Source organism: Rothia sp. HMSC069C03 (assembly GCF_001811075.1).
GTDB classification, from domain to species: Bacteria; Actinomycetota; Actinomycetes; order Actinomycetales; family Micrococcaceae; genus Rothia; species Rothia mucilaginosa.
Window position 1 is genome coordinate 262419 of sequence record NZ_KZ627140.1, and the last position, 21358, is coordinate 283776.

Annotated in this window: 14 protein-coding genes; 10 read left to right on the forward strand and 4 right to left on the reverse strand. The window is 58.1% G+C overall.

Annotated features, from left to right (window positions below; genetic code table 11):
• Nucleotides 1-40 precede the first annotated feature (40 nt).
• The 3 genes from HMPREF2779_RS08230 to HMPREF2779_RS08240 all read right to left on the reverse strand — a co-directional run bounded on the left by HMPREF2779_RS08230 (nucleotide 41) and on the right by HMPREF2779_RS08240 (nucleotide 4039).
• The gene (locus tag HMPREF2779_RS08230; RefSeq protein WP_141754884.1) at nucleotides 41-247 is read right to left on the reverse strand and encodes a hypothetical protein; all 207 of its coding nucleotides are present in this window, start codon (nucleotides 245-247) and stop codon (nucleotides 41-43) included.
• Between the two features lie 725 nt (nucleotides 248-972).
• The gene (gene valS / locus HMPREF2779_RS08235; RefSeq protein ID WP_105361275.1) at nucleotides 973-3705 is read right to left on the reverse strand and encodes a valine--tRNA ligase; all 2733 of its coding nucleotides are present in this window, start codon (nucleotides 3703-3705) and stop codon (nucleotides 973-975) included.
• A 19-nt stretch (nucleotides 3706-3724) separates the two neighbouring features.
• A complete protein-coding gene (locus tag HMPREF2779_RS08240; protein WP_105361276.1) occupies nucleotides 3725-4039 on the reverse strand; it encodes a hypothetical protein in 315 nt (104 codons plus the stop codon).
• Nucleotides 4040-4244: 205 nt separating this feature from the next.
• Between HMPREF2779_RS08240 and HMPREF2779_RS08245 the strand changes: the two genes are divergently transcribed.
• The 10 genes from HMPREF2779_RS08245 (at nucleotide 4245) to HMPREF2779_RS08290 (ending at nucleotide 20875) form a co-directional block, all read left to right on the forward strand.
• Nucleotides 4245-4559 carry a penicillin-binding protein gene (locus tag HMPREF2779_RS08245; RefSeq protein ID WP_105361277.1) on the forward strand — a complete coding sequence of 105 codons (315 nt, stop codon included), beginning with the start codon at nucleotides 4245-4247 and terminating at the stop codon, nucleotides 4557-4559.
• Nucleotides 4560-4694: 135 nt separating this feature from the next.
• The gene (locus tag HMPREF2779_RS08250; RefSeq protein ID WP_105361278.1) at nucleotides 4695-5495 is read left to right on the forward strand and encodes an SDR family oxidoreductase; all 801 of its coding nucleotides are present in this window, start codon (nucleotides 4695-4697) and stop codon (nucleotides 5493-5495) included.
• A 483-nt stretch (nucleotides 5496-5978) separates the two neighbouring features.
• Nucleotides 5979-7649: an LPXTG cell wall anchor domain-containing protein gene (locus HMPREF2779_RS08255; protein ID WP_105361279.1), complete on the forward strand. Its 1671-nt coding sequence runs from the start codon at nucleotides 5979-5981 to the stop codon at nucleotides 7647-7649.
• Between the two features lie 211 nt (nucleotides 7650-7860).
• The gene (locus tag HMPREF2779_RS08260) at nucleotides 7861-8868 is read left to right on the forward strand and encodes an NADP-dependent oxidoreductase (protein ID WP_105361280.1); all 1008 of its coding nucleotides are present in this window, start codon (nucleotides 7861-7863) and stop codon (nucleotides 8866-8868) included.
• A gap of 550 nt (nucleotides 8869-9418) precedes the next feature.
• Nucleotides 9419-11389 carry an adhesin gene (locus HMPREF2779_RS08265; RefSeq protein ID WP_105361281.1) on the forward strand — a complete coding sequence of 657 codons (1971 nt, stop codon included), beginning with the start codon at nucleotides 9419-9421 and terminating at the stop codon, nucleotides 11387-11389.
• A 319-nt stretch (nucleotides 11390-11708) separates the two neighbouring features.
• Nucleotides 11709-13436, forward strand: a complete 1728-nt coding sequence (locus HMPREF2779_RS08270; protein WP_105361282.1) for a propanediol dehydratase — start codon at nucleotides 11709-11711, stop codon at nucleotides 13434-13436.
• Between the two features lie 538 nt (nucleotides 13437-13974).
• The gene (locus HMPREF2779_RS08275; protein WP_233992327.1) at nucleotides 13975-15096 is read left to right on the forward strand and encodes a hypothetical protein; all 1122 of its coding nucleotides are present in this window, start codon (nucleotides 13975-13977) and stop codon (nucleotides 15094-15096) included.
• Between the two features lie 351 nt (nucleotides 15097-15447).
• Nucleotides 15448-17055, forward strand: a complete 1608-nt coding sequence (locus tag HMPREF2779_RS08280; RefSeq protein ID WP_105361283.1) for an enoyl-CoA hydratase — start codon at nucleotides 15448-15450, stop codon at nucleotides 17053-17055.
• 224 nt (nucleotides 17056-17279) lie between these two features.
• A complete protein-coding gene (locus HMPREF2779_RS08285) occupies nucleotides 17280-20051 on the forward strand; it encodes an HtaA domain-containing protein (protein ID WP_105361284.1) in 2772 nt (923 codons plus the stop codon).
• An 83-nt stretch (nucleotides 20052-20134) separates the two neighbouring features.
• Nucleotides 20135-20875, forward strand: a complete 741-nt coding sequence (locus tag HMPREF2779_RS08290; RefSeq protein WP_233992328.1) for a sirohydrochlorin chelatase — start codon at nucleotides 20135-20137, stop codon at nucleotides 20873-20875.
• A gap of 141 nt (nucleotides 20876-21016) precedes the next feature.
• Here HMPREF2779_RS08290 and nirD read toward each other — a convergent pair whose 3' ends face one another.
• Nucleotides 21017-21343: a nitrite reductase small subunit NirD gene (gene nirD, locus HMPREF2779_RS08295; RefSeq protein WP_049350096.1), complete on the reverse strand. Its 327-nt coding sequence runs from the start codon at nucleotides 21341-21343 to the stop codon at nucleotides 21017-21019.
• Nucleotides 21344-21358: the final 15 nt, after the last annotated feature.

The window sequence follows — 21358 nt, forward strand, 5'->3', positions numbered from 1 at the left end:
AGTGCTGGTGTTGCCGCGTGAAAGAGAATATAAGGTGACCCTACTCGGGGAGGCGCTTAGCCTCAACCGCGGCACGTGCGGCGGCGATAGAGCTTTCGTGGTGCTGCATATCGCGGCTTTCACGCATGAGGCGCACCCACTTGCGGGTCAGCTCCTCAAGCTGCTGAGCGGTCAACGAACCGGAGGCGATGCTCGCCTCATCGGTGGCGGCGCTGGTGGAAATATGCTGAAGCCAGAGTTCATACACTTCGTTGGTGTAGCTGGCACGCAACGCCTGGGCATGTTCACGTGCCTGGCTGATGTACTCGTTCAGGCTCGTATGATAGTGCTGAAGCTGATTGGGGGAAATGTTGGTTTGCGCTCCTGGCGGTGTGCTCGGGGTTGAGCTCTGCCTCGCCTGAGGCTCTTGCGGTAATCCGGAAGATGAAGAGTGTGAATTCATAGTAATTATGGGTGTGCCTACTTTGGCACGGGTCAGAGTCAGGACGCATCGCTGCGTCTGACGGGTGGTTTACTGTCGTGCGGTTGGTCGGGGTATGTCGTTACTCGTACCGGTGATTTGTCTGTTGCTGAAGCTGAGTAGAGGGTTGTTCCTGATGGTAAAACCCTCGCATCAACAATCATACATAAAGCAACAGTCAATCTCATAAGGTTGATTATGTTCTTTGCACATTGATGAATGAAAAAATGGGTTGGAAATCTTGCAGAATACCCACATGCCAGCAAGCTAAAACCCACATTGTGGGGGGAATCGCTGATAAAGATTCTCAGAGAGCTGGAGCAGACATCCACGGGCGTAGCTTGGACAAAGCCTATAGTCAGAGCCGTAGAGGTCAGACGCCGGGGTCTCACACCCGGCGAGCTACAACGAACAGCAGGCACAGAAAACGGGGCGGTACCGTCAATCGGTACCGCCCCGTTACCAACACCAAAGTGGCGTCATAAAATCAAGCGATAAACGCTAAGACGCGATTACTCAGCTGCTTCTTCCACAACGAGCACAACATCGCGAACCTCCAACTCGCCCTCAGCCGCCACCAGGGACAGCTCACGAGCGTTACCGGCAGCCTTCAGATCAGACATGCCAGCAGCAATGCGATCCAGCTGAGCCTGAGGAGCCGCAATAGTTGCGGACTCAACCTCGGTGCGCTGCTTAACCTTCGCGTCGCTCTTAGCCTTACGCAGGCCACCCAGAGCCTCAGCAACATCCGGCAGGATCTGCTTCAGCGACTCAATCTGAGCCGGGTCAGCGTCCGCCAGGACCCACTGAGCAGAAATGCCAGCAGTCGGGTTCTGTGCAGAGTACTCAGCCAGCAGGGTACCCTCCAGAATGGGCAGTGCCTGCGGCCACTCGGCGCGGTGCACACTACCTGCACGCCACCAGGACCAAATCTCTTCGGTCACGAACGGCAGGAAGGGCGCGAACAGGCGCAGCAGAGCATCCAGGGTGGTTGCCAGTGCAGCCAGAACAGAAGCCTGCTCCTCCTCGCCGCGAGCACCGTACGCACGGTCCTTAATCAGCTCAACGAAGTCGTCGGTGAAGGACCAGAAGAAGCTCTCGCAAATCTGCAGGGCACGAGCGTACTCGTACTTCTCGAATGCGGCAGTTGCTTCCTCAATCAGGTACGCCAGGCGAGCCAGCAGGGAACGGTCCAGAGCGTTGATCAGCACGCGACCCTGAGCCTGAGAAGTGATGACGGACTTCTCGGTAGCGCCCAGGTTCAGCACGAACTTGGATGCGTTCAGCAACTTGATGGCAAGGCGGCGGCCAATCTTCATCTGGCCTTCGTCGTAGGCGGTGTCAGCGCCCAGACGAGCGGAAGCAGCCCAGTAGCGCACAGCGTCCGAACCGTACTTCTCCAGCACCTCGTTGGGGACCACAACGTTGCCCTTAGACTTGGACATCTTCTTGCGGTCCGGGTCGAGAATCCAGCCGGAGAGCGCGGTGTTGTACCACGGCACGGAGGAAGCCAGGGTCTCCGCGCGAACAGCGGTGGAGAACAGCCAGGTGCGGATAATGTCGTGACCCTGCGGGCGCAGATCCATGGGGAAGGTCTTCGCGTGCAGGTCCGGGTTCACACCCCAACCGGTCGCAATCTGCGGGGTCAGGGAGGAGGTAGCCCAGGTGTCCAGAACGTCCGGGTCAGCGATGAAACCGCCCGCTACGCCGCGCTGATCCTCGGTGTAACCGGGAGCAGCCTGAGATGCGGGGTCAACCGGCAGCATCTCTTCGGCTGGCAGAATCGGGTTCTCGTAATCCGGCTCACCCTCAGCGTCCAGCGGGTACCAGACGGGGAAGGGAACGCCGAAGAAACGCTGGCGAGAAATCAGCCAGTCGCCGTTCAGGCCCTCAACCCAGTTCTCGTAGCGGCTACGCATGAAAGAGGGGTACCAGTTCATCTCACGGCCGCGCTCGATGAGCTTCTCGCGGCGTGCAGCGTCACGGCCACCGTTGCGGATGTACCACTGGCGGGAAGCAACGATTTCGAGGGGCTTGTCGCCCTTCTCGTAGAACTTCACGGGGTGGGTAATCGGCTTGGGGTCGCCGTCCATTTCGCCAGCTTCAACCAGCATCTCCACGACGGTCTTCTGCGCGGTGAAGACGGTGGTGCCTGCCATGCGCTCGTAGCGCTCGCGACCCTCGGCGGAGGTAATCCACTCGGGGGTTTCGCGGGAGAAACGGCCGTCGCGACCGATGAGGGCGCGGGTGTCCAGCTGTAGTTCACGCCACCAGGTGACGTCGGTGGTGTCACCGAAGGTACAGATCATGGCGATACCGGCACCCTTGTCGGGCTGTGCCAGCGGGTGCGCCTTGATCTCGACCTCAACGCCGAACAGCGGGGAGGTGACGGTGGTGCCGAACAGCGGCTTGTAACGCTCGTCGTCCGGGTGCGCCACGAGGGCTACACAGGAGGGCAGCAGCTCGGGGCGGGTGGTCTCAATCCAGACCTTCTCGCCGTTGGGGCGGTGGAAGCTGATGCGGTGGTACGCGCCGGGGCGTTCCTTGTCTTCCAGCTCAGCCTGTGCCACTGCGGTGCGGAAGGTGACGTCCCACATGGTCGGTGCTTCAGCCATGTAGGCGTTGCCTGCTGCCAGGTCCTTCAGGAAGGCGAGCTGGGAGACCTTGCGGGAGTGCGCGTCGATGGTGCGGTAGGTGCGCGACCAGTCAACGGATAGACCCAGGGTGGTGAAGAGGTTTTCGAAGACCTTCTCGTCTTCAACCGCGAGCTCTTCACAGAGTTCAATGAAGTTGTTGCGGGAGATACGCGGCCACTTTGCCTGGCTGCGGTCGGGCTTGGGGGTGCCGTCTGCCTTCCAAGTGATCAGGTCACGGAAGGAATCGTTGTCTGCCACGGAGGGGTCGCAGAGAACGCCGTAGTAGTTCTGAACGCGGCGTTCGGTGGGTAGGCCGTTGTCATCCCAGCCGAGGGGGTAGAACACGTTCTTGCCGGTCATGCGCTGGTAGCGTGCAATGACGTCGGTCTGGGTGTAGGAGAACATGTGACCCACGTGCAGGGAGCCGGATGCGGTCGGCGGCGGGGTGTCAATAGAGTAGACCTGTTCGCGAGTGGTGTTCTCATCGAATGCGTAGGTCTTCTCGTCGGCCCAGCGCTGCGAGAGCTTCTCTTCGAGGCCTTCGAGGGCGGGGCGGTCGGGAACGTTAATCTGTACGGGCGAGTCTGAGCCCAAAATGTTTTCAGCCATAACGGCTATTTTCTCATATTCACGGCATTCTCTCAGCTCCAGGGGAATTTTGCGCTGTGCTTGCCTGTTCGTACTGCTCAATGGCGGCTTCTAGACGCGCCAGGAGGTGCCGGTACCGGCGCGCAAATTGTGCCTTGCGTGCTGCGGCGCGTACCCCGCTGGAGGAGGTGAGTTCCTGCCAGCTGGCGGGGTCGAGGTAGCTCTGCCCGAGCAGCAGGTGAACCTCAGAACTGTAGCGGGTTCCGGTGGCGGCACGGATGCCGTGCGCCCTCTGCTGGAGCGCTTGGCGCTGCTCGTGTAGCGCGGTGATGCGCTGGTGCGGTATTGCTGTCATGTGGAGGTTCCCAATATGAGGAGTAATCGGCGATTCAGCGGTGAGCTCAGTGAAAAACGGAAATGGGGAGAGAGCCCCCTAATATGCCGCTCTCGACTACCAGCAGTGTAGGCGCGAAAATCTGCAGTATCAACAGCCCCCGAATCCTTCTCAGCAAAGCGGGTGCGGCGTAGACTGAAGATACACGACCTTTGAGGAGCTGCCAATGAGTTCTCTGAGTATTTTTGGTTTGGGTACGCCTGAAACCGTTCTGCTGATACTGCACCTGGTGCTGGTTGCGTTGTGCGTCTGGCATTTAACGGTGCGTAGCGGCTATGGTGAGGCGCGTATGCGTTTCGTGCTACCGCTGATTATGTTCATGCCCGGCGCTGCGGTTCTTTATCTGCTGTCTGCGCGTGAAGGTACGGTCCCTCCGGACACGATTAAGACCGGCAGTAGCTCGCCCGTGTACTTTGAGCATCGCCTCGGATTCCGTGACGGCGGCAGGAGCCGCTGGGGTCTGCCGCGCCGCCGCAAGTAGCACGGGTGATGGTGTCTGTATCGTTTGTTCTGAACGGCGGCGGGTACCTATCTCACTATCGAAAATTTCAAAATATATGCCCGCGAGTCTGCTCGAACTGAGCACCCGCGGGCATCACTCTACTAGGATTAAAGTATGACTGAGAACACCCACATTCCTGCATCTCCTTTCCTGCCCCATACCGGTGACGGCAAAGTGGCCGTGGTGACCGGCGCATCCAGCGGTATTGGTCGAGCCACCGTACAGCATCTGGTGGCAAGCGGCTGGACCGTCTATGCTCTGGCTCGCCGCACTGACCGCCTCTACACCCTCTACGCAGAGACGGGTGCACACCCGGTGACCTGCGACGTGACTGACGAGCATTCCGTGCGCTTCGTTGCCGAGCAGATTCTCGAGGAGCAGGGCACCATTGACGCCCTGGTTAATATTGCCGGTGGCGCTATTGGCGTGGATAAGGTTGCGGAGGGTAAGACGGTCGACTACCTGAAGATGTACCAGATGAACGTGCTCGGCATTCTGCACATGGTGCGCGCCTTCGCGGAGGCGCTGCGACTGAACGGTCACGGCACAATCCTGAACCTGACCTCTACCGCCGCGGAACACGGCTACGAGGGCGGTGCCGGGTACAATGCGGCGAAGTTCGGCGCTCGCGGCCTGACGGAGGCGTTGCGCCTGGAAGAGGCAGAGCATAATGTGCGCGTGATTGAGATTTGCCCGGGCATGGTGCACACCGAAGAGTTCTCCCTGAACCGTCTGGGTTCTAAAGAGGCGGCTGACCGTGTTTATGCCGGAGTTGAGAAGCCTTTGACTGCCGAGGATGTTGCGCAGACGGTGACTTTTGCTCTGAACGTTCCGCACCACGTGAACCTTGACCGCATTACGATTCGCCCGGTGGCACAGCCGAGCCAGTTTAAGGTGATTCGCAAGGAGGGCTAAGCTTTGTGCTCTTGCGTTCGCTGATGCGAGGCTTTTTGCTGGTGTGCCCGGGAGATCTGTGGCTTGTGTGGAGCTTGGGTCCGGGTGTCATGTGGGGTGGGAATGGGCGGGGGAGAGGTGTCAAGGAGTACTTGATGGAACCATAAAGTAGTACGTGAGACTTTAAGGTTCACCATGGTGAAATAGCTGGGGTGAAATTATCCATGGAAAGTATCATATTTTCCTCAAATGCAATCAAAATGTAGGGTTACCGGCGTTCATATGTCAGTACATGACCGAAAAACACCACAATTGGTCTGTGTTAACTCTCAACTTGAGGGGTGGTTTTATAACGATTTCATTACTCTTGCTTAAAGAGGGTAGAAGACTCAGAGTCGGGTGTTAGCCTTTTAGCAGCACACCCATATGTGAATCTGCGCGCCCCCCCAAAGACGGAGGCGCACCGCGTAGGTTCACCACCGATAATTCAGAGATCGAGGAAAAATGTCGAAGACTACCCGTCGCGTTTACAAGATCGCAGCTGCGGCAGCTTTTACCGCTGGTTCTGTGGCAGCAATCCCGGCAACCTTTGCGGCAGAAGCACCCGCCAATCAGCAGCAGCAGGTTGTTGATCAGAAGGCATCTTCTCAGACTTCTTCCCTGCCTGGTGGCAATGCAACCGAGACCCCCAAGGCTGAGGCTCCTAAGACCGAAGCACCCAAGGCTGAGGCAACCGGAGCACCCAAGGCTGAAGCTACTGAGGCTCCCAAGGCAGAGACTCCTGCCCCCACTGCTCCGGCAACCCCCGAGCCCACCACTCCGGCAACCGAGGCTCCTAAGGCTGAGACCCCCAAGGCTGAGGCAACCGAGGCTCCTAAGGCTGAAGCTCCTAAGGCAGACGCTACCGAGGCTCCCAAGGCAGAGACTCCTGCCCCCACTGCTCCGGCAACCCCGGCCCCCGAGGCAAAGCAGGCTGACCCCTCCGTCGTTATTGAGAACGCTCACTTCCCCGGTGATGCACAGTTCAACACCGTGAGTGTTGTTGCTACCGGCTTCTACGGCGAGAAGGTTGGCCCCGGCGTTCAGGTCAGCATCTACGCACTGGATGCAAACAAGCAGGTCACCGGCGAGGCTATCGCAACCGTCTCCGTGTCTGCAGACCAGATTCAGGACGGCTCCTTCAAGACCGCCTTCACTGTTGAGGCAAGCAAGCTGCCCGCAGGCGCATCCTACGCACTGGCTGCTGTAAGCAACCCGCAGGGTCAGCCCGATCAGAGGCTCGTAGCTATCTCCTCCTTCAAGGTTACTGAGAGCGCTACCCCCACACCGGAGGTCCCCGAGGATGAGACTCCTGCCCCCGTGACCCCGGCGCCCGAGGATGAGACTCCCGCTCCCGTAACCCCGGCACCGGAAGCTCCGAAGGAAGAGAGCCCTGCACCCGAGGCTCCCGCGGCACCCGAGAACGCAACCCTCACCACCGAGGATGCTTCCCTGGATCCGAACGACCAGTACAACGTTCTGACCTTCAACGGCTCCGGCTTCACCCACGAGTCTGTTGCTCAGGGCGTTCAGATTAACATCTACCGCCTGGATGCTGACGGCAACATCACCGGCGAGGCTCTGGCAACCTACGATGTGCCTGCTTCTGAAATCATGGAGGGTACCTTCCGTGCGAAGGTCAGCATCCTGTCCGAGCGCCTGCAGCCCGGTTACGCCTACGCAATGGTGGCAACCAGCGACCCCAATGGTCTGGTACACCAGGTAGCAGTAACCACTGCTGTTGTGAGCGATGCGGACCACCCGGCGCCCACCCTGCCGGCAGCTACCGAGGGTGACAACACCACCGTTCGCGATAATGGCGACGGCACCACCAGTGTCTTCACCGCTGAGATGCGCGAAGATGGCTCGGTTGTGGTGAGCGAGACCCGCGTACCTTCTTCTCAGGCACCCAAGGCTAAGGTTGGCAACGCATCTGCTGCTACCTCCTCTAGCTCCAAGGGCCACACCGTAGGCTCCTCCGGCACCAAGGGTTCGACTTCGACCTCTTCTTCGGCTTCCTCGAAGCCGCAGCTGGCTAACACCGGTGCTGAGGGTGTTGCAGGTATTGCAGGCGTTGGCGCCGCAGCTCTGATTGCTGGTGCCGCACTGATGCTCCTGCGCCGCCGCAGCCTCTAAGGTTTATCCTTTCGTATAGAGTCTTATGAAACGCCCTCGCGGTCTCCTTGGGAATAAAATATTCCTAGGAGACCGCGAGGGCGTTTAGGCGGTATTTTGCGGAACGTAACAATCGCGATACTTGGACAAGCCGGTGCAGATTTGTTTGTTGCGGGTTTCCTGAGCCTGTGAGTTTTGGAGTCCCGAATCGGGAATAAAGGAACGAGAAACGATGAGCGTGCAGGCGGTGCAGTATGACTGCTTTGGGCCCGTGGAGAATCTGAAGCTCGCGAACGTACCGGGGGAGAACCCCGAAGAGGGACAGGTAAAGATTGCGGTGCGTGCGGTCGGCCTGAATCCTGTGGACTATAAGATCTTTGAGGGCGCTCCGCAGCTCAGGATGCTCTCGCGCGTCATGAAAATCAGGAACCCCCGCCGTTGGTTTGAATCAAAGAAATCGCAGTTCCCTCGTGGAGTAGGGCGTGATTTCTCCGGCACGGTGCTCGAGGTGGGGCCCGGCGTATCGGGTTACCATGTGGGTGACGAGGTCTTCGGAACCATTGTTAGTGCCCCCGGTCTGGGTACTAAGCGGGGATCTCTGGCTACGGAAATTTGCGTGAATACCGGTGATATTGCGCTTAAGCCCGCCTCTATTGATTTTGACCATGCCGCTGCAATGGGTGTCGCGGCCTTGACTGTGGGAGGCGCCTTCCGCCATATTGGCGTGGGCGCGGGCGATACTGTGGCCATTTCTGCAGCCTCGGGCGGAATTGGGTCCACCGCCGTGCAGTATGCGGTGGCTCGTGGCGCACGGGTCGTCGGAATCGCGGGGGCTGCGAATGCCGAATTTGTTAGGTCACTGGGTGCTGTTCCGGTTGCCTACGGTGAGGGCGTTAGGGAGCGTGTGCTCAAGGCTGCTGAGGGCCGCGTGACGAAGTTCCTGGACTGCTATGGTGGCGACTACGTCAGCTTGGCATTCTCGCTGGGTCTGAAGGGTAAAGACATTGGAACTCTCGTTCCCTCGCCCAAGGTCATGATTAGGGGAGCGCAGTTTACAGGCCCCCGCCACTCGGAACACGGGGATTTTGAAGCCCTAGCCGAGCTGGTTACCGAGGGAAAAGTGTCAATTCGGCTGGATCGCGTGTACGGGTTCACGATTGAGGATGTCCGTGCAGCCTACCGCGATTTGAAGGCTGGCCATACGCGTGGCAAGAGAGTCGTTCGTATTACCGATTCATAGGGAGTTTATTACTGAGGGTGCTGGGGTGGGGTGGCGGAATCATTTTGCTGGGTTATTTTGTGCGTGGTTATTGGTACGCACGCTTTTAATCAATGTGCGGGAAAAAGCGCTGTGACCTGCAATTTTTTCACTTAAAAGAAATAAATTAAATGCATGGATGTGCAGAATATTTTTATCTCAAATCCATTAAAGCTGCATATGCATGCAATAAAACTTTGACCTTCAAGGTAGAGTTGAAGAGTTTTGCCTAGTCTATGTATTTTGAGTGCTCTTGATGGCGTTCTGAAAGGTGAAAAGTATGCTATGTGGGTTATTGCACAAGAAAATACTTGGAAGGTAAAGCGTATTTACCGCAATAAATGGAAAAGTATTGTTAGTGTGGAATTATCGATAAATAGAGCGATTCCCTTCGTGGTAACTTTCACCACTACATGAATGTTATAACTAGTCCGTACGTTATAACACTCGATCCGAAGAAACACCCGTGCGTCTTCAACCCGTGGCATCAACCGAAGGGTATCGTTCACACTCACAGAAAAAGGTGTGTTCTATGCCCGAACCCGCTCACTCAAAAACCCGAGCAACAGCCGCTATTGCTGCTTCCGTCCTGACCGTCACCGGTGTTGGTGCCGCGCACGCAGATGGGCAGGTGCAGAATCCTGGTGGGCCCACCTCCTCAACTACGGTGGAGCCCGATAATCCTCCCTCCACGGTAAACGCAACCCCCATCGAAAACGTCGCTACCCAGAATTCCCCGCAGGTGTACGTAGAGCAGGGCGTTGTCATTAACCCCGCACGCTCCCAGAGCATCACCGTCAGTGGTGAAGGCTTCACCGGCGGTGCTGTTGAGCGTTACGGTGTGGCAGTCTACGTGAGCGAATACCGCCAGTACCCCCTCTATGCGCTGGGTCGCGGCTCCGCCGTAGCGATGACCCTCGTGCCCGAACTCGATGTGGAGGATGGTCGCTTCAGCACCCAGCTGACCCTGCCCGCAGGTACCCTCGACCCCAATCAGCAGTACGTCGTCGCGACCGCTGTCGTTGATCCCGGCAAGGGCTACGCGACGGAGGACGTATCCTACAACTCCTCCGCACCCCTGGAGCTACTGCCTGCAGATACTCAGGATGAGCCCCTGAGTGTCCAGATTCTCTCTGGTCAGATGGAAATCCCGCAGGATAAGAATCTGGTGGTTTACAAGGTGACCGGTCTTGGTGGGGTTCAGGCTTTTGAAGTCGTGACCTACGTGTACGCCCTTGATACCCAGGGTAACCGCATCCTGCTGGCTACCTCTCCTGCGCGTGCCGACGTTATGAACGGCACCCTCCTGGACGGTATTGAAGTGGAAGGTCGCAGGCTTGAAAAAGTACAGCGAGCCCAGGACGGCCTGCGCTATGTGCTCAGTGTTGAAATCGCGCCGTCTGCCGCTAATGGCTACACTGCCCAGGAAGTTGAGGTTCCTTTCATGAATGGTTGGAATGTAGAGCACGCCTCCACGCCGGTTGCAACCGCTGAACGCGCTATGGCTGAGCAGGTACAGCTTGAGAAGAAGCAGTTTGAGGAGAAGGTTCAGCCTGAGCCGGCTGCACAGTCTGAGAGCGTAGTATCTGCGCACACTGCACAGCAGCAGTTCGATCACGTACTGCCCGAGGATAACCCCGGCCGCCGCTACAGCCTGCCGCGCAACACTCGCTTTGACCGTGTTCGTGACACCTCTGCCGAACAGTCTCAGGACAACACAGCTAACCCCGTGTTGGCCGCCCTCCTGTACGTGGAAGAAACCGTTGTTCCCGAAACTGACTCTGAGAAGACCTTGACCCTGCGTGGTCAAGGTTTTGAGGGTGCCGGCACGGTGCACCTGATGGTGAGCGCCGTGGATGAATATGGTGTAGCAACCGGTGGCGTCATTGCTTCGGCTGATGTCTCGGAAATTGATTCTACTGGTGCTTTCACCGCACATGTGCAGATTCCCGGTGCTGCTCTTAAGCCCGGCACTACCTACCGTGTGAGTGCTGTAGCGGAAGATGCGTACGGCGCCGTACGCATCGTGAACGGTGGCTTCAAGGTGGACCGCGATGGCGTGGGTAATGCGCTCGCAACCCCCGAGGTGTCGGAGTCTGAAAGCTCTGCCCCCGAAGCCTCTGCGTCTTCTGAGGCTACCGCTTCTGCTGAGGCTGCTGCACCCGAAGCCTCTGCGTCTTCTGAGGCTACCGCTTCTGCGGCAGATCAGCAGAAGGCGGGGGAGAGCGCTACCGAGCAGGAGGATGATACTTCGGTTGCGGTTCAGAATACCGGTGCTCAGGATGCGTCCGCTCAGAAGGTCGAGGCTCAGAAGAGTGGCGAGCGGAAGGCACAGGCCTCTGGTTCTCAGAAGGCTGTTTCTGAGCAGAAGCGTGAGCAGCTTGCCGCTACCGGCGCTTCCAATGTGCTGGTTATTAGTGCTGTTGGATCGATGTCGTTGCTTGCCGGTATGCGCTTGAGCCGTCGTCGCCGTACTGGGATGCAGTTCAGCTCTCGCTGCTAAACCACGCGAATTATTGTCCGACGGGCAAAATATACACGAAGATGAAGGGGCGCCCGAATCATAGGATTTGGGCGCCCCTTCATCTTTAACTTTTCCTAAGGCTAAGCCTACGTTTATCTAGGATTATGCCTATAATTTATGGTGATGTTGCATACATTACTGTAACTCTTTGTCGCCTCGTTTACACGGGGTTGGGAAACGCTGTGAAGCGCCTCCGGTCACCGATATTAGAGAACCGTTATACTGCGCCTACTTCCAATCTTTTGGGCGCAGGAGTCATGCGACGATTCATCACACTCACTCACGAAAATAGGTGACCATGTTTTCCACGCAGCGAACTGCTCGCGGCGCGGCGCTAGTAGCGTCCGCAACCCTCGGTTTGGGGGGCGCCCTCGCGCCTGCAACTCTGGCTCCCGGCACCTTTGCATCCGCCGCTTATGCGCAGACTCAGCAGTCTGAAAAGCCTGAACTTCCGCTCTCCGTTGCCGCCGACGTCGTTCAGCACAGCATCACCTTGGATCTGCTGGCTCAGACTGGCGACTACACTCTCCTGCAGGTCGGCGGTGTAACTTCTTTGGATCAGGTGGAGGTTCGCCTGTCCGCCATCTCCATTGAAGATGGCGTCGTGGTGACCATGACCGTACCCGCAGCTCAGCTGACTGCCTCAAAGAATGAAGAAGGCAACATGGAGCTGAGCATCCACCAGCGCCTCAACGTTGAGCAGCCGTACATGGTGGAAATTGAGAATCTGAGCAACGGCGAGACTGTCTCCGTCGAGTTTATGCCCGAGCATGGTGTAACAGTCGACGAGATTATAGCTAGCCGCCAGAACATTTTCTTCCCGGACACCTCCCCCGGCGTTCCCCGCGCCACAAAGGTGGAGGCGAACCCCGCCCCTGCGGTGTCCGCAAGCCCGAGCGCATCCCCGAGCGCCGCAAAGGACAGCCCCCGTCCTACGGCTGCCCCGGCTCCCTCTGCTGCGCCGTCGAAGAGTACTTCTGCGAGTGCTTCCGAAGCGGCATCCGATGCCGAGGTGACTGAGGACCGTTTGCTGGTGCATAACCGCCCTGATGGACGTGCCCCCGCTGAGACTCGTGAAGCAACTCTGGAAATCTCTACTGCGGAGTTGCGCGGGTCGGCTGACTTTCAGCCTATTAGCGTCAGTGCTAGGAATGTGGCGGAGAGTGGCCTGGGTTATGACGTGATGGTCTTTGAAATGCCTGCTGATGGTGGTGCTGTGGGTTCGCCTCTGGCTACTACTCACGTGAATCCTCAGCAGGTTGCTGATGGTGCTTTCTCCACTGATTTGAAGGTTCCCGGCACCGCGTTGAACCCCGGCAAACGCTACCGTGTGGTTGTGGTGGGCGGTGACTCCACTGAGGAGCTGCAGCTGACGGCGACCACCGCTTTTGGTGTGAGCGTGATTCAGCGTGCTGTTCCGGTGAATCACACTCCGAAGCCTGCAGAATCTAGCACCCGCCCGGTGGGTCCGGTAATTTCTGATGCGAGTCGTCGTGTGGCTCCGTCGGCTTCTTCTGCGCCTTCTATGGTTGCTGAGCCTGCTGATCTTGCTGCTGATTATGTTGCTAAGATCCCGTCGGTGGAGGGTGCCCTGGGCTATATTGTTGAGGCTCAGCGTTCTGCTCGTGCGATTACTGCGCAGGCTCGAAGCTCTGTGGCTGATACTTCTGTGCAGGCTCCTGAGACGATGATTATGTCTGGTTATGCAACGCTATTGCCTAGTCGTACTGTGGTGAACCTGCTGGGTTATCAGTCTTCGGAGTCTGAAATGGCGACTGTTGCTTCTCCGCAGAAGAATGGGGGTATTGACGGTTCGGGTAGTTTCTATACTCGTAGTTCGAGGTCGCGCGATGGTTCTGTCGGTTCGAAACTGAAGGCGAGCGCTCAGGATAACGGACCGCTGCCGGAGGGTACGTTGCCGTTGAGTATTGCCCTGCTGGGTTCGGTGGTTTTTGTGGGTAGTGCTGTGGCGGTGAACGTGTATCATCGTCGCCTTGAGGGTGTTGAGGAGCTGGGTGCTGAATAGTATTCAGCACACTCTGCGCGCTGTGAGGCGTGTAGGTGACTCTCTATAGGTGGCCTACTGAGTGAGAGGCATCCCGCTGAGTGCGCCCTGATGGGGTGCGTGTTCGGTGGGACATCTTTTGTGTGCCTGGGCGTTGGGTTCTGCTGTAATCGGGAACCGGGTAAAATCTCTTTTTGATGCACTATTGGGGATATATTATAGTATTCGAATTTTACGTTATTTATATCTCAGTAAACTGTTCAAATTCCTTTTATGTCGGCAATTGCTGCAACATAAAGTTTTAGTATATGAATGCAATAATAAGTGCAATATCCGTGTTGGGCTAGGATGTAACCGACATACTGATGCGCAAATACTTGGATAGAAACACCGGCTTGCGGTGAGCCGCCCCTATTCCACGCTTTGCGCCTACATCGATCGAAATGGCACACATGACTATCACTCGACTTCCGAAGCACATTCATGCTCTTTCGCGTGCAATCTATCAAGGACGGTCAGGTAACTCTTAAGCTTGTACCCCTTTTATAAGGGTGACTATGTGGGCGATGTGCCCAAGGTCTATCTGGTGTTGCAGCACTACAGCACCTCTGGCACGATTATTGTATCTGACATCTACGAGCCGTCCGCTATGCATATTGCGCGGGCTGATGACGGCTCAATGCTCGTTACCTTCGACATGCCACAGATGCCTCAAAAGGGCTATTACTCCATGAACATCATGGATCTGGTGACCACCGACGCAGGCTACGGCGAATTCATGATTTCTGATGGATCCCTTGTGCCGCACACTATCCCGGTTGAGGATGACTCTGATGAGGTGTATGCGGATCAGAATGAGGGCAACCACCAGTTGACCGCTGATGAGTTGAAGGCTCTGGCGAAGATCCGCGAAGAAGAAAAGAAGAACGAACAGACACTAAACCAGCAGAACGGAAACCAGGAGATTTCCTCCGAGGTTGCGCCTGCTGAAACTTCCAATGAGTCCCCTCATATGCAGAAGGTTCAGGAAATTCCCGGCAGCACCACTGCATCCCGCGACAGCCAGACTCCCCCGAAGCTGAGCGTTGAATACGCTGAGGTCCGCTCCGACTCTGAAACTAAGCCCGTGACCATTAGCGCCAAGCACCTGCCCGCTTACAAAGGCGGTTACGACCTGACGGTGTTTGAATCTGACGCGAACGGCAACGTTGAGGGCGAGGCCATCTCGTACACCCGCATCAGTCCTGACAGCATTGTGGACGGCGAGTTCAGTGTGGCTATCGGCATGCCTGGTTCTCTGCTGAAGAGCGGCTCGGTGTACGCTGCCTTCCTGATGCGTTCTGATCCGGCGTCTAATGCGGCTGCCGCAAATTCCGGCACGGTCGCCCAGGGACCCGCGAGTGATGCCACCTCCAGTAATGGCAATAAAGGCTTCACGCCCGTCATCCACTCGGAAGCCAATACCCGTTCTGCCGTGGTGAATTCGACCACCACCCAGGTGCAGTCCAATACGAACGCTGACCGCCAGGACAGTGTGAATGCTACGGTTTCTGTTGCGGCTCCTACCAGCGAAGAGGGTGCTCAGCATGGTAGGGTGTTCTGGGCTATTCGTGGCGTTGGTCTGACACTGGTGGTTGGCGCCGTGTGGACGGCTCACCGCAGGGGTATCCTGCGTTCTTAATGCCCTTGGCACGCTTGTGAGAGGCGTCTACGGGCAGGTCGTTTGTTCCTGCCTTATATACGCCTTGAGATATCTCTCACTCCCATAATCTGTAGTTGCAGATTATGGGAGTGAATTGCGCGTTCAGGGTGTTCAAAAGCATCTAATTTCGCGTGAACGAACCATAATATTCGTGATAGGGTTGAAATAACCGATAAATAGGTGCGCGTTACTGCTATGTCTTCACCGGCAGAAATTGCGAGGCGGAGTGAGGTATGACCTTTCCGGGACCTTACATCCATGGAGGCTCCCAGGAGCATACGAAGACATGCCGTTAGCACGCATCAATTCCACCATGAAAAGACGTACCGCATGAGCACTCAATCAATAAAGTACCGTGTTGGCACCGCAACCCTTTTGATTGCGGGACTTCAATGCGGATTTGTTGTACCCTCCATTGCGGCTGAACCCCCCGTCACCACATATTCGGCGGCGCCCAAAAGCGTTGGCCACAACGCAGAACAGAAGGCGCAGAAGTGGAACGCGGCATCCAATATCACCTTGCAGGCGCAGCTTCAAGAGGGCGGTTTTCTGCTGCGGTGGAACGGATTCCCTATAGAGCTGAGCGTTACAGACATTCTGGTAGACATCGACTTCTACACCGTGACTGGTGAATACGGCGGTTCCATTGTTGAGAACCCGCGGGTATCCGAGGGAGAGAATGGGGGCGAATATAGCCTCTTGATGAGCCTCGCCAAGGAAAAAGAAGTTGTGTACGTCATCGTTCTGACCGATAGCATCAACAACATCTCCTACGAATTTTTTGTTAAAGAAGATGGGAAGCGTCTAGCTCAGGCCGTCGATCCGCGTAACGGTAAGGCAAAGCCCACTGAACCTCCGGCCGATGTTGAGCGTGAAGAAGCAGAAACCGCTGAGGCAACTGCCGCCCCAAGTCCCGAGGCGGTAAACCTGCCTTCGCCCACCCCTACGTCATCCACCGATACGAACGGTGACACGGTTCGCCGTACCGTAGATAACCCGCAGAACAAGGATTCTGGTCAGTACGTTATCTCCGAAGACAATAGCGTGTATGACCCGATGAACCAGCGCAAGGGCAAGGCGCACCTGTCCATTCAGGACTCGCAGGGTGACTCTCAGGATGATACGAAGCCTGTCACGGTCCGTGCCACGAACTTCCCCCAGAATGACAAGGGCTACGACCTGATCGTCATGGAAATCGACTCCAATGGCAACACTGTGGGCGATGCGCTCGCCATTGTGCACGTTGGCCCGGAATCTATTTCTGCGGGCGCTTTTGAAGCGGTGATTGGCGTGCCCGGCGCGTCCCTGCAGATTGGTAGGACGTACCTGGTGGCGGCTTTTGATGCTGCCGGTGACGGTAACCTTCAGCTCAATACGGTGCGTTTTACGGTGACTCAGGCGTCCTCTGAGGGCGGTGGATCATCGTCCGGTTCTTCGTATGTGAACGAGGAGAAGCCGGTTGCTGTATCTTCCGCGTCTGCCTCTGAGACTGCGGACGCATCCGGTGTGAATGCACCCGCTGCGGGTTCCAGGTCTAAGACCCGCGGTATTCAGGCTGATACTGCCATGGCTCCGGGTACTAATGACGCCACGATTTCTGTTCCGCGCGCTGCCGGTAGCTCTGCCACCGCGTCTTCTTCGGCGCTGGGGTACCGCACCGGGGAGGCGCAGCCTGTTGAGGTGGTGACCCCCGAGTCTAATTTGCCCTCGGGTACCGATTCGGCGGCTCAGTCTCGCCGTGCCGCGATTCTGAACGGTTCTTCCTCTCAGGTTCGTACTGATTCTGGATTGCCGAATGGTGTGAAGGCAACGGAGGCGCAAATTACTCGCGGGGTTGAGAAGTCCTCGCCTCTGTTGCCGATTTTGGTGACTTTGGGTGGCGGTCTGATTCTTGGTGCCCTGGGTATGTCGCGTTTTAACTCTTCGAAGCGAGACTAGGTGAAGAGAGTCTGGGGAAGCGAAGCTAGGGGAGTAGGCACTGCCTCAGTGCTCTACCTTGGCGGAATGTAGTCGTCGGCGTGCGAGGGTATTGGTGCAGGTGGTGCGGTATATTTCGCGTGCGCTGTCACAAAATGGTTTCTTGGAATCTGATGTTGAGAAATGCTCACACTATCGATATAGTAAGCCTGTCCTAACAATGTCGATAGCATGGATACACACCAATGAAAATTTTCACATCTGGCACCCGCCTCTCCAAGGGAGCCTGCGCCCTCGCCGTCGCTGGCGCTGTTGCCCTGCCCCTGGCACCCGTTCTCGCCGAGAACATTAATATCGCCGCCCAGAACGTTGCCGCACAGAACGTCGCAGCAGGCGACCAGGCAACCGCTGGCGCATCCTTCGGCTGGGGCGTGCGCGCCTCCTTCCTGTCCTACAACGGTATGCCCCGCGAAATGACCGACGGCGCAGCCTGGGACGCAACCGCAAAGCAGTTCACCTTCACCCCGACCTCCACCACCGTCTCTGAAGACGGTAAGCAGGTCACCCTGCAGGCTGCCGGCCGTCTCTGGTTCACCGGCCACTGCGCCGAAGGTCAGGACCCCGAAACCGGTTGCGCCCTGAACCTCACCTTCTCCAACCCCCGCGTGGAACTGAACCTCGCTGACGGCACCGGTTCCCTCTACATGACCGTGCGCACCAAGAACTACGCCTCCGGCAAGTTCGAGGGCCCCATGGAAGTCAAGATGGCGACCCTGAGCACCGGCACCGCTAAGCAGAGCGAGAAGGACGGCGTGGTCAGCATCAGCGGCATCTCCGCGAACCTGACCGCCGACGGTAACCACGCCTTCTCTGACTTCTACAACGAAGGCGCCAGCCTCGACCCGCTGAGCATCTCCTACAACGGTAGCGCAGCTAACACCCCCAAGAGCGCCTACAGCGTCGCTGAGTCCTACAACACCGGCGCGGGTGTGAACCAGCCCCAGAACACCGCACGTCTGGGTCAGAACCACATCGTGCACGTGGCACCCCCGAGCTTCAGCGGTGACACCACCTACACCGTGCTGACCAGCTCCAACCTGAAGATGACCGACACCGGCGTCCTGAAGGCAATCAAGGGCGTTTTTGCGGTGGATGCTGACGGCAACCGCATGCTCGTCATCGGCAGCGAGACCAACAAGCCCGAGCTGTACACCGTGACCGCCGAAGGCAAGCTCGTCTCCTCCGGCACCTACTCCGACGCAGACCTCGGCACCACCACCGTCAAGGCAATCGGCTACAACCCCGCCAACAACACCTGGGGCATCGTCAGCATTGACGGTCAGGGCGGTGGCAAGCTGACCATCATTGACGCATCCGGCAAGGCAACCTCGCAGGCCCTGCCGAAACCCGACTCTATCGACCCGCAGGTTGTGAACGCATACTCGCTCGACGAGTACTACGGCGACGCGTTCTCCAACAACACCGTGACCCTCGCACCGCTGCCCGACGGCAGCTTCGTGTACGCGCCGTCGACCTCCATCTACGATGCGGCTGGCGAAAACGTAGTCCAGAAGGGCCACCTGCTGCACCTGAGCAGCAACGGCGTGTCCCTGGTGCCGAACTCCTCGCCCGAGGGGTACACCACCGCCCTGCCCTCGACCCTGGTCAGCCCCAAGGGATACATTTACCGTTGGAACAACTGGTACGGCGGTAAGGTGCAGATTCTCAAGTACGAGAACGGCACTTTCAGCGTGGTTCGCGAGTCCGCAACTCTTGAGGGCTTCGAGAAGACCGAGGTTGCCACCATGTTCCTGACCCGCGCGGGCAACGTGGTTGTGGTGGACGCCTCCGGCTCCCGCCTGGTGTTCATGGACGACACCCTGAACAAGGTGAACGAGGTGGTTCTCTCCTCGATGCGCAAGACCGACAAGAGCGGCGGCTACAACGCTCTCGAACTGCCCAACGGCGATATTATCTACCCGACCAGCTTCGAGAACCCGAACACCTACGAGGATCAGCTGTGGCTGAACCGTCTGGCAGCGAACTCGGCACCGGAACAGACCCCGGCACCTGAGCCGACCAAGCCTGCAGAGCCGACTGTTGCACCGACCGAGGCGCCCTCTGCTGAGCCGACTAAGGCACCCGAGCCGACCGTTGCTCCTACTGCAGAGCCGAGCGCTGAGCCCACTAAGCCTGCTGAGCCGACCGTTGCTCCCACCGTAGCTCCGACCGCAGAGCCCACTAAGTCCGCTGAACCGACCGTCGCGCCTTCTGCTGAGCCTACCGTGGCACCGACCGTCGCGCCTTCTGCTGAGCCGACCGTGACCGCTGAGCCGACTGCTGAACCCACTGCGGAGCCGACCGTGGAGCCTTCTGCAACCGCTGAGCCCAGCGTGACCGCAGAACCCACCGCAGTGCCTTCGGAGGAGCCCACCTCGCCGTCTCTGCCGACCGCGTCCGTGGTGCCTTCTGTTGCCCCGAGCGCTTCTGTAACCCCGAGCGCATCGGTGGGCGCATCCCCGACCGCGGTTCCGAGCGTTCCCGCCGTGACCCCCTCGGCGAGCGAGTCCGCTAGCGCGTCTGCTTCTGTGAGCGCATCGAGCTCCGCAAGCAGCTCCAGCAGCGCATCGGCGACCGCTTCGGCGACCGCTTCGGCGACCGCTTCGGCGAGCGAGTCGGCATCTTCGAGCGCTTCCGCTTCCGCGAGCGCTTCTGCTTCTGAGAGCAGCACCGCCGACCAGAACACTGCCGGTCACAAGGGCGGCTCCAACGGCGGTTCTGATGCTGATTCCGGCGCGTCCGACAACTTGGGTGTGAGCGGCTCCAATGGCGGTTCCTCTAACGGTGGTTCCTCCCTCGGTGGTGGTTCTTCCGTAGGTGGCTCCTCGACCTCCGGTAGCCCCTCCTCGAAGCTGGCACAGACTGGCGCATCCGGCGCTATGTTCGCCGCAGCAGCTGGCGCTATCATCCTGGCTGCAGGTACCGCACTGGTTGTGGCACGCCGCCGCAAGAGCTAATATTTAGCTTTCGCGCAACACCCCGCTTCGTCACTCGTGTTCATGAGTGGGGAAGCGGGGTGTTCCTTTCATACAATGGAAACATGACTATTCTGAATGTAATCGCAACCTCGCACGGCACCGACTCGGCCGCCGGTCGCGAGGCTATTACGCTGATTCGTGAGCAGATCAAGTTCCTGCTCGCGCAGCGTAACGACGGCGTGGAATACCGTATCCATGCCGCATATGTGGATGTGGAATCTCCCAGCGTTGATGATGCCGCAGCCTCTCTACCCAATGATGAGCCCTGCGTTATTGTGCCGATTCTGCTGTCGACCGGTTTCCACACTCAGGTGGATTTGCGCCGTGCCGCGCGCAATAGCGGTATTGAGCGTATTAGTATTGGCGAGTCTCTGGGCCCGGATGCGCGCCTTGCCGCACTGACCCGCGCCCGCCTGGAGGAAATTGGCTGGACTCCCGGCGATGGCCCTGTCGTTCAGGGTGCTGCGGGTTCTTCTCGTGCTGATGGTCGCGCGGATATGAGCCGTGCGGCTGAGCTGCTGGCTGAGGAGTTGCACGTTCCGGTGCATCACGGTTTCGTTGCCGCGATTGATCCGAAGTTCCACGAGGTCGTTGCCGAGCATCAGCCTAAGTTTGCTGCGACCTACCTGCTGGCGGAGGGTTTCTTCTCCGGTAAGATGCGCCGTGATGCTGAGTCGACCGGTGTGCCGGTGAAGGTTGCCGCGCCGCTGGTGAACGCGCAGGGTGGTGCTTCTGCTGCCGTGGTGGCGGAGTGCTTTATTGACCGCATGGATGCGGCTATTGCGCAGCTGGACGCCGCCTAGATGACCTAGTCAGGCTAGTGTGCTCGCTGCTCACACCACCTGATGAGGGGCTTCTGAAAACCCATACAAAAAACCTCGGGACTGTTACGTCCCGAGGTTTTTTGTGTTGCTGTGTTTGAGAGCCGTGGAGGCTGACCGTGCTTAGGCGGTCTTGAGGTAGACGTCGCCGTCGCGGACCTCTACGGGGTAGACCTTGATGGAGTAGGAGGGGTCGGAGACGCACTCGCCGGTGGTCAGGTCGTAGACCTCCTTGTAGAGGGGGGAGGTGATGGTGGGGTTGCCGTTCTTCTCGCCGACGATGCCGCGTGCGAGGACCAGTGCCTGGCTGTGCGGGTCGAGGTGGTCGCTGGCGAAGATGCCGTGCTTGGTCTTGTAGATGGCGTACTGGTAGCCGTCGACCAGGGCGACTTCGCCCCAGTTTTCTTCGAGGTCAGATTCGGCGCAGATGCGTACCCAGTTCTCAGCCATGGGGGTTTCCTTTCG

Bases quoted from the DNA above. Each gene is read 5' to 3' on its own strand.
- HMPREF2779_RS08250 (WP_105361278.1), top strand. From the start codon at position 4,695: ATGACTGAGAACACCCACATTCCTGCATCTCCTTTCCTGCCCCATACC.
- HMPREF2779_RS08260 (WP_105361280.1), top strand. From the start codon at position 7,861: ATGAGCGTGCAGGCGGTGCAGTATGACTGCTTTGGGCCCGTGGAGAAT.
- HMPREF2779_RS08245 (WP_105361277.1), top strand. From the start codon at position 4,245: ATGAGTTCTCTGAGTATTTTTGGTTTGGGTACGCCTGAAACCGTTCTG.
- HMPREF2779_RS08255 (WP_105361279.1), top strand. From the start codon at position 5,979: ATGTCGAAGACTACCCGTCGCGTTTACAAGATCGCAGCTGCGGCAGCT.
- HMPREF2779_RS08265 (WP_105361281.1), top strand. From the start codon at position 9,419: ATGCCCGAACCCGCTCACTCAAAAACCCGAGCAACAGCCGCTATTGCT.
- HMPREF2779_RS08285 (WP_105361284.1), top strand. From the start codon at position 17,280: ATGAAAATTTTCACATCTGGCACCCGCCTCTCCAAGGGAGCCTGCGCC.
- HMPREF2779_RS08270 (WP_105361282.1), top strand. From the start codon at position 11,709: ATGTTTTCCACGCAGCGAACTGCTCGCGGCGCGGCGCTAGTAGCGTCC.
- HMPREF2779_RS08280 (WP_105361283.1), top strand. From the start codon at position 15,448: ATGAGCACTCAATCAATAAAGTACCGTGTTGGCACCGCAACCCTTTTG.
- nirD (WP_049350096.1), bottom strand. From the start codon at position 21,343: ATGGCTGAGAACTGGGTACGCATCTGCGCCGAATCTGACCTCGAAGAA.
- valS (WP_105361275.1), bottom strand. From the start codon at position 3,705: ATGGCTGAAAACATTTTGGGCTCAGACTCGCCCGTACAGATTAACGTT.
- HMPREF2779_RS08290 (WP_233992328.1), top strand. From the start codon at position 20,135: ATGACTATTCTGAATGTAATCGCAACCTCGCACGGCACCGACTCGGCC.
- HMPREF2779_RS08240 (WP_105361276.1), bottom strand. From the start codon at position 4,039: ATGACAGCAATACCGCACCAGCGCATCACCGCGCTACACGAGCAGCGC.